Source organism: Streptosporangium sp. NPDC002544 (genome assembly GCF_040295965.1).
Lineage (GTDB): Bacteria > Actinomycetota > Actinomycetes > Streptosporangiales > Streptosporangiaceae > Streptosporangium.
Genome location: NZ_JBEOWJ010000015.1, coordinates 215,176 through 224,746 on the forward strand (window position 1 = coordinate 215,176; position 9,571 = coordinate 224,746).

Here is a 9,571-nt window from a genome sequence, read left to right on the forward strand (position 1 = left end):
TCAGCTCCAGGGCGCCTTGTAGCCGGTCAGCAGCTCGCGCCCCTTGTGGCGCCATTTCGGTTCCTTCTCGACGGTCTTGGAGGTGATGCCGCGCAGGGTCCGGATGACCGTCCCGTACGCGCCGCTCACCGTCGAGGAGATGAGGGCGCCGGGAGGCTCGTCCATGAACGGCATGAACTTGTCGGGGAAGCCCGGCATCGTGCAGGCGATGCAGATGCCTCCCACGTTCGGGCAGCCGCCGATCCCGTTCATCCAGCCGCGCTTGGGGACGTTGCACCGGACGACCGGCCCCCAGCAGCCGATCTTCACCAGGCACTTCGGCGAGCCGTACTCGGTGGCGAACTGGCCCTGCTCGTAGTAGCCGCCGCGGTCGCAGCCCTCGTGGACGGTCTGGCCGAACAGCCACGTCGGCCGCAGCGCCTCGTCCAGCGGGATCATCGGCGCCTGCCCGGCGACCTGGTAGAGCAGGTAGAGGAGCGTCTCGGAGAGGTTGTCCGGCTGGATCGGGCAGCCGGGCACGTTGACGATCGGCAGGCCCGCCTTGGACCTCCAGTCCCAGCCCAGGTAGTCGGCGACGCCCATCGCCCCCGTCGGGTTCCCGGCCATCGCATGGATGCCGCCGTACGCCGAGCAGGTGCCCGCGCACACGATCGCGGTCGCCTTGGGGGCGAGCCGGTCCAGCCACTCGCTGGTCGTCATGGGCTGGCCGGTGTCGGGGTTGTTGCCGAAACCGCACCAGTAACCCTCCTGCTTGATCGCCTCGTTCGGGATCGAGCCCTCGACGACCAGCACGAACGGATCCAGTTCGCCGCGGTAGGCCTTGAAGAACCACTCGATGAAGACGTCCGCGCCCTGCATCGGCCCGGACTCGAAGTCGATCAGAGGCCAGTGCACGGCCACCTTGGGAAGCCCGGGAAGCGCGCCGAGCACGATCTCCTCGATGCTCGGCTGCGTCGCCGCGGTGAGCGCGACGGAGTCACCGTCGCAACTCATCCCGGCGTTGATCCACAGTATGTGGACGGTCGGTTCCTGCTGCTCCGGAGAGCTGCTACTTGCCGCGTCTGTCGGCGCTGCCATGACGTCTCCCCACTCCTGGTGGATGTCTTCTGTGGAACGTGAAGGGGGAGGGGAACGCCGGCTCTCAGCCGGGGTCGTGCGCCCGCGGGATCGGTGCCGGTCCGAGCGCGTGCTGGGTGAGCTCCCACAGGACGTGGTAGAGGGTGGTCTGTGCCTCCTGGATCCGGTGCACCGAGGAGGAGGGGACGACGAACAGGTGGGCCAGAACGCCCAGCTCGGACAGTTCGGTCAGCCTGCCGCCCCCTCCGCCGGCCAGCCCGACGGTGAGCATGTCCCGGCGGGCCGCCTCCTCGAACGCCCGGACGACGTTGGCGGAGCCGCCACTCGTGGACAGGCCGACGGCGATGTCCCCAGGCTGGCCAAGCGCCGCGAGCTGCCTGGAGAAGACCACCTCGAACCCGACGTCGTTGGAGAGCGCGGTGACCACGGCGACGTCACCGGTCAGGGAGAGCGCGGGCAGGGCCGGGCCGCGGTGGGGGTGCAGGAAGGCGGTGGCGACCTCCTGGGCGTCGGTGCTGCTCCCGCCGTTGCCGAAGCTGAACAGCCGGCCGCCGGAGGCGAACCTCGCCGCCATCTTCCCGGCGCACGCCGCCAGCTCCGCCGCCGACTCCGCACCCACCCACCGGCGCAGCCGCACGATCTCGCCGGCCTTCTCCACCGCCGACCGCCTGGCCTCGGTCTCCGCCTCCGCCGTGTCCGGAATCTGGTCCGCGTGCTCGTACTCGTACTCGTCGAGGAAGGGGTACAGCCCTCGGGTGCCCTCCGCGGGCGTTCCGTCAAGCGTGCTCATCGTCGTCCCCCCGCCTTTCGTTCCCGTGCGCGATCACGGCGATGGCCTCCCTGGCGTGTACGAGGACGGTGTCGCCCACCGCCGGGTCGATCAGTGCCACGCTCACCTCTTCGAGGACCCCGCCGGCGTCGACGATCGCCAGCTCCCCCTCCAGCAGCCTGACCACTCGCACCGGCAGTGCCTGGTCGGAGCAGGTGATGCAGACACCGGCGGTACAGTCCTCGGGCCCGTTCACCTGGACGCCCCTTGCACGGGTGGGCCGAGCCGGTCGAAGAACACATGGACCAGCTCCCACAGCAGGTGGTAGGCGGTGACATGGACCTCCTTGACCACGGCAGGGTCGTCGGACACGGCGACCAGGACGTGGTCGGCCCGTACCCGGTCGGCCACCTCGCCTTCATGCCCGTCCCCACGGCCTGCGCCGCCGGTCAGGGCGATGGTCAGCAGGCCCAGTTCCCCAGCGGTCCGCAAGCCTCGCGGGACGCTCACGCACCGGTCGTCGCGGGAGATTCCCAGGGCCATGTCGGAGGCGTCCGCCCAGTGGCGCACCTGGTGGGCGAAGACCTCGGCGGCGTCCCCGCCGCCCTCGCCGTCCCGGCCGGCCGTCGTCGCGTCGTTGCTCAGTGCCACCGCCGCGAGTGCCCTCTTGCCCACGATGACCGGGTGCATGAACTCGACCGCGACGTGTGCCGCGTCCGAGCCCGCGCCGCCGTCGCCGAAAACGATCAGCTTGCCGCCGAGGTGGAACCTGGCGGCCATGGCCCGGGCGGCACGCACGATGTGCTCCACGTCTCCCGCCAGGGCGCGCCCGGCGTGCTCCCGCCGTGCGAAGGCCGCGATGACCTCCGCCTCCGTGACCGGGGTGACGGCGGACGGTGCTTGGTTGCTCGGTGTGACAGGCATGTCAACGCTCCGTATTTTTCACGGTAGTCGCTACGTTACGGTTGGCCGTTTCAGGGCCGACACCCTTGGCTCGACAACCAACGGCAAAGCTCTGATCATCGATGTAACCTTCCCGTCCAGATCATGCGAGCCCTGAGGCGTTCCCGCCGGGCGCGGGAAGGATGGCGGGATGGGCACGGGGCGGGCGCGGGTCCGCGTCAGGATCAGGGTCGAAGGGATCGTGCAGGGGGTGGGCTTCCGCCCCCATGTCCACTCCCTGGCCCGGCGGCTGGAGCTGTCGGGATGGGTGGGCAACGACGGCCACGGCGTTTTCATCGAGGCCGAGGGGGTGCCCGGTGACGTCGCGCAGTTCCAGGAGGACCTGCGAGGTCAGGCCCCGCCGCTGGCGGTGATCCACCGCATGACGGCCACCGCGATACCGGCGCGCGGAGAGCGCGGATTCCGCATCGCGGCCAGCCGGGACGGAGACCAGCGGGTCACTCTTATCTCACCTGATGTCGCGACATGTGATGACTGCCTGGGCGAGCTGTTCGACCCCGCCGACCGGCGATACCGCCACCCTTTCGTCAACTGCACCAACTGCGGGCCGAGGTTCACCATCATCCGGGACCTCCCCTACGACCGGCCCGCCACCACGATGGCCGGATTCGCCATGTGCGGGGAGTGCGAGAGGGAGTACCTCGACCCCTCGGACCGCAGGTTCCACGCCCAGCCGATCTGCTGCCCGGCCTGCGGCCCGGTCCTGCGCCTGCTGGACGGCGGCGCTCCCCACGGCGGCGGTGACGATCCGATCGCGGCGGCGGCGGAGGTACTGCGGGCGGGCGGTGTCCTGGCGGTCAAAGGACTCGGCGGGTACCACCTGGCGGTCGACGCGGCCAACGAGGAGGCCGCCAGGACCCTCCGCTCCCGCAAGCGCCGCGAGGACAGACCGTTCGCGATCATGGTCCCCGACCTGCGCGCCGCCCACGCGCTCTGCGAACTGGACGACGAGAGCGAGCGGCTGCTCACCGGCCCGCGGCGCCCGATCGTGCTGCTGCCCCGCCGCTCCGGCGCCGCGCCGGCCGGAGCCGTGGCGCCGGGCGACCGCACCCTCGGCCTCATGCTGCCGTACACGCCGATCCACCACCTGCTCGCCGCCGATTTCGCCCGGCCGTACGTGCTCACCAGCGGGAACCTCTCCGATGAGCCCATAGTCCACCGCGACGGCGACGCGCTGGTCAGGCTCGCCGGGATCGCGGACGCCTTCCTGACCCATGACCGGCCGATCCACATCCGCGCCGACGACTCCGTGGTCCTCGTCGCGCGAGGGCGGGCACTGCCGCTGCGCAGGTCCCGGGGATACGCCCCGGAGCCACTGCGGCTCTCACCGCCCGCCCGGCGGCCGGTGCTCGCCTGCGGTGCCGAGCTGAAGAGCACGTTCTGCCTCGCCAGGCGGGGGTACGCCTTCGTCTCCCAGCACCTGGGCGATCTGGAGAACCACGAGACGCTGCGCTCCTTCACCGAGGGGATCGAACACCTCGGGCGCCTGCTCGGCATCACCCCCGGCCTCGTCGCGCACGACCTCCACCCCGAGTACCTGTCCACCAAGTACGCCCTCGATCTGGAGTCGGTGGAGCTGACCGGGGTGCAGCACCACCACGCGCACATCGCCTCCTGCCTGGCCGACAACGCCGAGAGCGGCCCGGTCATCGGGGTGGCCTTCGACGGTCTCGGTTACGGCACCGACGGCACGATCTGGGGCGGCGAGCTCCTGGTGGCCGACCTCGCCGGCTTCACCCGTGCCGGCCGCCTGGCGCCGGTGCCGATGCCCGGCGGTACCGCGGCCATCAGGCAGCCCTGGCGGATGGCGGCCGCCCACCTGGACGCGGCGTACGGTGCCGGGCTCCCCGAGGACCTGCCGGTCAGGGCACGCCACGGCACACGCTGGGACGAGGTGCTCGCCGTGGCCAGAGCGGGGACGAACTCCCCGCTCACCTCCAGCGCCGGTCGCCTGTTCGACGCGGTGGCGGCGATTCTCGGACTCCGCGACACCGTCGGATACGAGGGACAGGCCGCGATCGCCCTGGAGCAGCGGGCCGATCCCGCCGAGGGCGGCGCCTACCCGGCGCGGATCCTCGACGAGGGGCCGCTCGTGACGATCCAGGTCGCGGACCTGGTCCGCGCGGTCGTCGAGGAGACCCGCGCCGGGGTGGTCCCGGCGCTCGTCTCCGCCCGCTTCCACAACGGGCTCGCCGCCGTCACCGCCGCCGCGTGCGCCAGGGTCCGCGAGGGCACCGGGATCGGCACGGTCGCCCTGTCCGGCGGGGTCTTCCAGAACCGCCTGCTGCTCGACGGCCTCGCAGGAGCCCTCGGGCTCGGCGGCTTCCGGGTCCTGACCCACCGTGCCATACCTCCCAACGACGGCGGCATCAGCTTCGGCCAGGCCGCCGTGGCGGCGGCCCGCGACGCCCTCGGCCACCCCTGACCCGGGGGGCTGAGAGGGACGCCGGGAGAAGTCAGGGGCGATACGTCCCGAAGTGCCAGAGGTTGCCCTCCGGGTCCTTGCAGGCGTAATCGCGCGAGCCGTAGTCCTGGTCGGCCAGCTCTCTGGTGACCTCGGCTCCGGCCGCGACGGCCCTGTCGTGGTGGGCGTCGGGATCGTCCACGGCGATGTAGGTCCCCGGGCCGCCGGGCTCGCCCCTACCGGTCATGACCATCCCGGTGCCGACGATCAGCTCACCATGACCGACGCCTCCGTCGTCGGCCGTGACCAGCTCGTGAACCTCGAATCCGAATGCCTGGACCAGCCAGTCGACGGCCTTGGCGGGGTCGCGGTAGCGGACCATCGGATACACGGTTCGCATGTTTCCTCCTCCTGTTCGGTGACCACCACGATGTCACCGGCGGGAGGGACGAGGCTTGGAAAAATCTGACCTGGTCATCCGGGGACACGCGGCGGCGTCGCCAGCTCGCGGGGGGTGACCCCGGCCATGGCCCTGAAGTCGCGGTTCATATGGGCCTGGTCGTAGTAGCCGCAGACGGCCGCGGTGTCGGCCAGGGACATGCCGGACCTCAGCCGGCCGGTGGCGTGTTCGAAGCGCAGCACCCTGGCCGCGGCCTTCGGCGCCAGCCCGACCTGGTCGTGGAAGCGGGAGACCAGATGCCGGTGACTCCACCCCAGCTCGGCGGCCATCGAGGCCACGGACACCGCGCCACGGGTGGCGACCAGGCGGCTCCACGCCCAGCCGACGCGGCGGTCGGGGACCGGCGCGGAGTCGATCCGCTCGCTGAGCGCCTCGTCCAGCAGCGCGAGCCGGGCGGCCCGGCCGGAAGCCTGTGCCAACCGCTCGACCGTGGTCGTGGCCCACGGCCCGAGCACCTCCTCCAGCGACACCACCCGGTTGGTCAGCTCCCGCATGGGCACCCCGAGCAGCCGTCTGGCCCCGAGCGGTGTGAGGTTGACCTGCACCCCCTCGGCGGTTCCGGCCGTGGTGGTGTCGACGTAGGTGTCGTGCAGGCCGCCCGCGAACGACGCCAGCCGCCGGCCTCCCCGCGGCCCGTTCAGCGCGAGCGGCGCGCCGAAACCGAAGATCATCACGACGCCGGCGAACGGCGGCTGCCGCCGGGGCACGGGCTCGGCGTAACGCTCGGTGTAGGCCGACAGGTGCGTGACGTACGACCGAAGGAAGGCGCCGGGCTCGCCCTCGACGAAGGTCAGACCCTCGGCCACCGCTGCGTCGTCCACCCTCCGACCATAACCGCCGCCCACGACAATCCGGTGTCGCGGCCGTGCTGGGAGAGGGCGCCCCAGGAGGTGCCCTCTCCGCCTTTCAGGAGGTCAGCCCGGTGTGGTAGGCGAGGAAGGTCAGCTGGTCGGCGGCGAGCTCGATGGTCTTGCTCACCGAACGGGCCCCGTGGCCGGCCTCGATCTCGTTGCGGAGCAGGATCGGCCGGTCACAGGCCTGGGCGTGCTGCAGGGCCGCGCACATCTTCCAGGCATGCAGCGGATGGACCCGGGTGTCGGACTGGAAGACCGTGAACAACGTCGCCGGGTAGCACTCCCCCTCGCGCACATGGTGGTAGGGGGAGTAGGAGTGCAGCCAGGCGAACTCGTCGGGCTTCTCGGCGGAGCCGTACTCGACGTTCCACGTCGCGCCCAGGCCGAACAGCTCGTAGCGGATCATGTCGAGCAGCGGCGCCGAGCAGACCACCGCGGCGTACAGCTCCGGGCGCTGGGTCAGGGCCGCGCCGACCAGGAGGCCGCCGTTCGAGCCGCCGGAGATGGCCAGTTGCGAGGACGTGGTCACGCCGGTGGCGATCAGGTACTCGGCCGCCGCGTGCAGGTCGTCGAAGACGTTCTGCTTGTGGGAGAGCATCCCGGCCCGGTGCCACTCCTCGCCCTGCTCGCCGCCGCCGCGCAGCTGGGCGATGGCGTACGTGCCGCCCGCCTCGACCCAGCTCAGGATGGACGCCGAGTAGCCGGGGGTCATCGAGAGCCCGAAACCGCCGTAGCCGTACAGGACCGTGGGGCGCGGGCCCTCGGTGCCGGGGCGGGAGATCACCAGCATGTGGACCTCGCTGCCGTCGGCGGAGTGGTAGGTCACCTGCTCGGTGCTGACGGCGGGCACCTCGACGGCACCGGGGGAGGCCGCCCAGAGCGTCGTCTCGCCGGTGCGGGCGTCGTAGCGCTGGATGCTTGGCGGCGTGGTGTTGTCGGTGTAGCCGAACCACGCCTCGTGACCGCCCTCCGGGCGCTCGCTGATGCCGCCGATGGTGCCCAGGCCGGGCGTCGGCACATCTCCGACGCGCTCACCGGTGGCCAGGTCGTGTACCGAGATCTCGCTGATCGCGTGGCGGGTCCAGCCGACGAGCATGACCGGCCGGTCGAGCTCGTCGAGGATCGCGAAGTCCGTCAGCACGGCCTCGGGGTCCTGCGGGATGAGGTCACGCCAGTTCTCGAACCGAGGGTCGGACGGGTCGGTCACGCAGACACGGGCGCGCGGGGCGTCGCGGTCCGTGAAGACGTACAGGCGGCCGTCGCGGCCGAAGTGCAGGGCCGTCTGGGCGTCGACGTCCTGCTGGACGACGACCAGGTCCGGGGAGGAGGGGGAGGAGGCCTCCAGGTCGGCCACCCACAGGTCGTTGCGCGGCGCCGTGCCGCGGGAGGCGGAGATCTGCAGCCAGCGGCCGTCGCGGGAGACCGCCACGCCGTAGTAGTTGGTCTTCTCCAGGCCCTCACCGAAGATCAGGACATCCTCCTCGGTGGAGGTGCCGACCCTGTGCAGGTAGACCCGGCGGTGGAACTGCTCCTCCCCCTCGGGCACCTCGGTGGCGGGCAGTCTGCGCACGTAGTAGAAGGCCTCGCCACCGGGCAGCCACGCCACGGGGGAGTAGCGGCACCGGTCGATCGGTCCCTCGATGCGGTCGCCGAACGCGACGTCCATCAGGTAGAGGCTCGACTCCTCGTCGCCGCCCACCGAGACCTGGTAGGCGAGCAGGCGGCCCTCCTTGTCGGGCTGCCAGGAGTCGAGGGTGGTCAGCCCGGTCGAGTCGAGCGCCATCGGGTCGAGCAGCGCCCGCTCGGTGCCGCCGGGATCGACGGTGTAGAGCACGGCGTGCTCCTGCTCCGGGGTGCGCCTCATGAAGAACCGCCGCTCCCCGCGCCACGTCGGCGCGCCGACCGAACCGGACCTGAGCAGCTCCGTGATCCGCGCCTTGAAACCCTCGCGTCCGGGGAGGATGTCCAGCTCGGTCTCCAGCAGCCTCTCCTGCCCCACCAGCCAGTCCTTCGTCGCCGGATCATCCGAATCCTCCAGCCAGCGGTAGGGGTCGGAAACAGGCACCCCGTGGAGCTCCTCGACGAGCTCAACACGGCTGGCTGGAGGATATGGCTGTCGCGTCATGGCAGGAACCCTACGACCTCGGCAGGGCAGAACGCGGGCATTGCGCGACGGGCGTATCTGATCTGCGGCAGGAGGAGTTAAGAACTAGTAATGCGGGCATAAAACGTATCAGGTTTCTCTCCAGTCATTTATGGGTGGCGGGAACCGCGACGCAGAAGCCAAACTTGGTGAAGGACGGTGCCGTGGTGAGCATCCGCTGGGCCGTCCGGCGGAGGTCCTCGTGACGGAAGCGCCCGGGCCCCAGGAGGGGCCGCCAGCCGGGGCACGCGGTGGCGTGCCCCCTCAACTGACACGTCCTGCGGCGGGAGAGGCCCGCTGATGCGCCAGGTCCTGCTCTTGAACGCCACCTACGAACCCCTGACCACCCTGTCCCTGCACCGGGCCGTCGTGCTCGTGCTCAGGGAGAAGGCGGACGTCGTGCACCGCGACGGGCGGGGCGCCGTGTTCCGCTCGGCGAGCCGCACGCTCGACGTTCCTTCGGTGATCAGGCTTCGAAGATATGTCCGGATTCCCTACCGGTCGCGGATTCCGCTGACCCGAACCGCGTTGATGCGTCGGGACGACTACCGATGCGCCTACTGCGGCCAGCGGGCCGAGACCATCGACCATGTCATCCCGCGCTCGCGAGGTGGCCCCCACACCTGGGAGAACTGTGTCGCGTCGTGCACGACGTGCAACCACCGCAAGGCCGATCGCATGCTGGAGGAACTGGGGTGGACGCTCAGCGTCGCCCCGGTGGTGCCACGCGGCGTCCACTGGCGGTTGATCGGCGCGCACATCGTCGGCGATCCCCAGTGGGCGCCCTACCTCGCGGAGAGCGCGGCCTGAGAACGGCGCCGCCGTGCTCGCCGCGGCCCCCCCGGGCGCCGGCGCGGGGCCGGGGGGCGCGGGGGGGGGCGGGGGGGGGGGGAGGGGGGGA

At 71.2% G+C, this 9,571-nt stretch carries 9 protein-coding genes; 2 read left to right on the top strand and 7 right to left on the bottom strand.

Going from position 1 to position 9,571, the window contains the following annotated elements; genetic code table 11:
* From ABT061_RS23890 to ABT061_RS23905, 4 genes are all read right to left on the bottom strand, one after another.
* Positions 1-1,077, bottom strand: coding sequence for an NADH-quinone oxidoreductase subunit B family protein (locus ABT061_RS23890; RefSeq protein WP_350921599.1), 1,077 nt, complete (start codon positions 1,075-1,077; stop codon positions 1-3).
* Positions 1,078-1,141: 64 nt separating this feature from the next.
* On the bottom strand, positions 1,142-1,867 hold the full coding sequence (locus ABT061_RS23895; protein ID WP_350921602.1) for a D-sedoheptulose-7-phosphate isomerase: 726 nt from the start codon (positions 1,865-1,867) through the stop codon (positions 1,142-1,144).
* Positions 1,854-2,102, bottom strand: coding sequence for a HypC/HybG/HupF family hydrogenase formation chaperone (locus ABT061_RS23900; protein WP_350921604.1), 249 nt, complete (start codon positions 2,100-2,102; stop codon positions 1,854-1,856). The genes ABT061_RS23895 and ABT061_RS23900 overlap by 14 nt, the downstream gene beginning before the upstream one ends.
* Positions 2,099-2,770, bottom strand: a complete 672-nt coding sequence (locus ABT061_RS23905) for a D-sedoheptulose-7-phosphate isomerase (protein WP_350921606.1) — start codon at positions 2,768-2,770, stop codon at positions 2,099-2,101. Before ABT061_RS23905 ends, ABT061_RS23900 begins: the two co-directional genes overlap by 4 nt.
* A gap of 169 nt (positions 2,771-2,939) precedes the next feature.
* On the opposite strand from ABT061_RS23905, the gene hypF reads away from it, so the two are divergent.
* Positions 2,940-5,234 (top strand): carbamoyltransferase HypF, encoded by a 2,295-nt coding sequence (gene hypF / locus ABT061_RS23910; RefSeq protein WP_350921609.1) that lies wholly within the window; start codon positions 2,940-2,942, stop codon positions 5,232-5,234.
* Positions 5,235-5,265: 31 nt separating this feature from the next.
* Here hypF and ABT061_RS23915 read toward each other — a convergent pair whose 3' ends face one another.
* From ABT061_RS23915 to ABT061_RS23925, 3 genes are all read right to left on the bottom strand, one after another.
* Positions 5,266-5,613 carry a VOC family protein gene (locus ABT061_RS23915; protein ID WP_350921611.1) on the bottom strand — a complete coding sequence of 116 codons (348 nt, stop codon included), beginning with the start codon at positions 5,611-5,613 and terminating at the stop codon, positions 5,266-5,268.
* Positions 5,614-5,687: 74 nt separating this feature from the next.
* Positions 5,688-6,494: a helix-turn-helix domain-containing protein gene (locus ABT061_RS23920; protein WP_350921614.1), complete on the bottom strand. Its 807-nt coding sequence runs from the start codon at positions 6,492-6,494 to the stop codon at positions 5,688-5,690.
* An 85-nt stretch (positions 6,495-6,579) separates the two neighbouring features.
* Positions 6,580-8,652 (bottom strand): prolyl oligopeptidase family serine peptidase, encoded by a 2,073-nt coding sequence (locus ABT061_RS23925; RefSeq protein ID WP_350921616.1) that lies wholly within the window; start codon positions 8,650-8,652, stop codon positions 6,580-6,582.
* Between the two features lie 318 nt (positions 8,653-8,970).
* On the opposite strand from ABT061_RS23925, the gene ABT061_RS23930 reads away from it, so the two are divergent.
* Positions 8,971-9,480 carry an HNH endonuclease gene (locus ABT061_RS23930; protein ID WP_030917850.1) on the top strand — a complete coding sequence of 170 codons (510 nt, stop codon included), beginning with the start codon at positions 8,971-8,973 and terminating at the stop codon, positions 9,478-9,480.
* Positions 9,481-9,571: the final 91 nt, after the last annotated feature.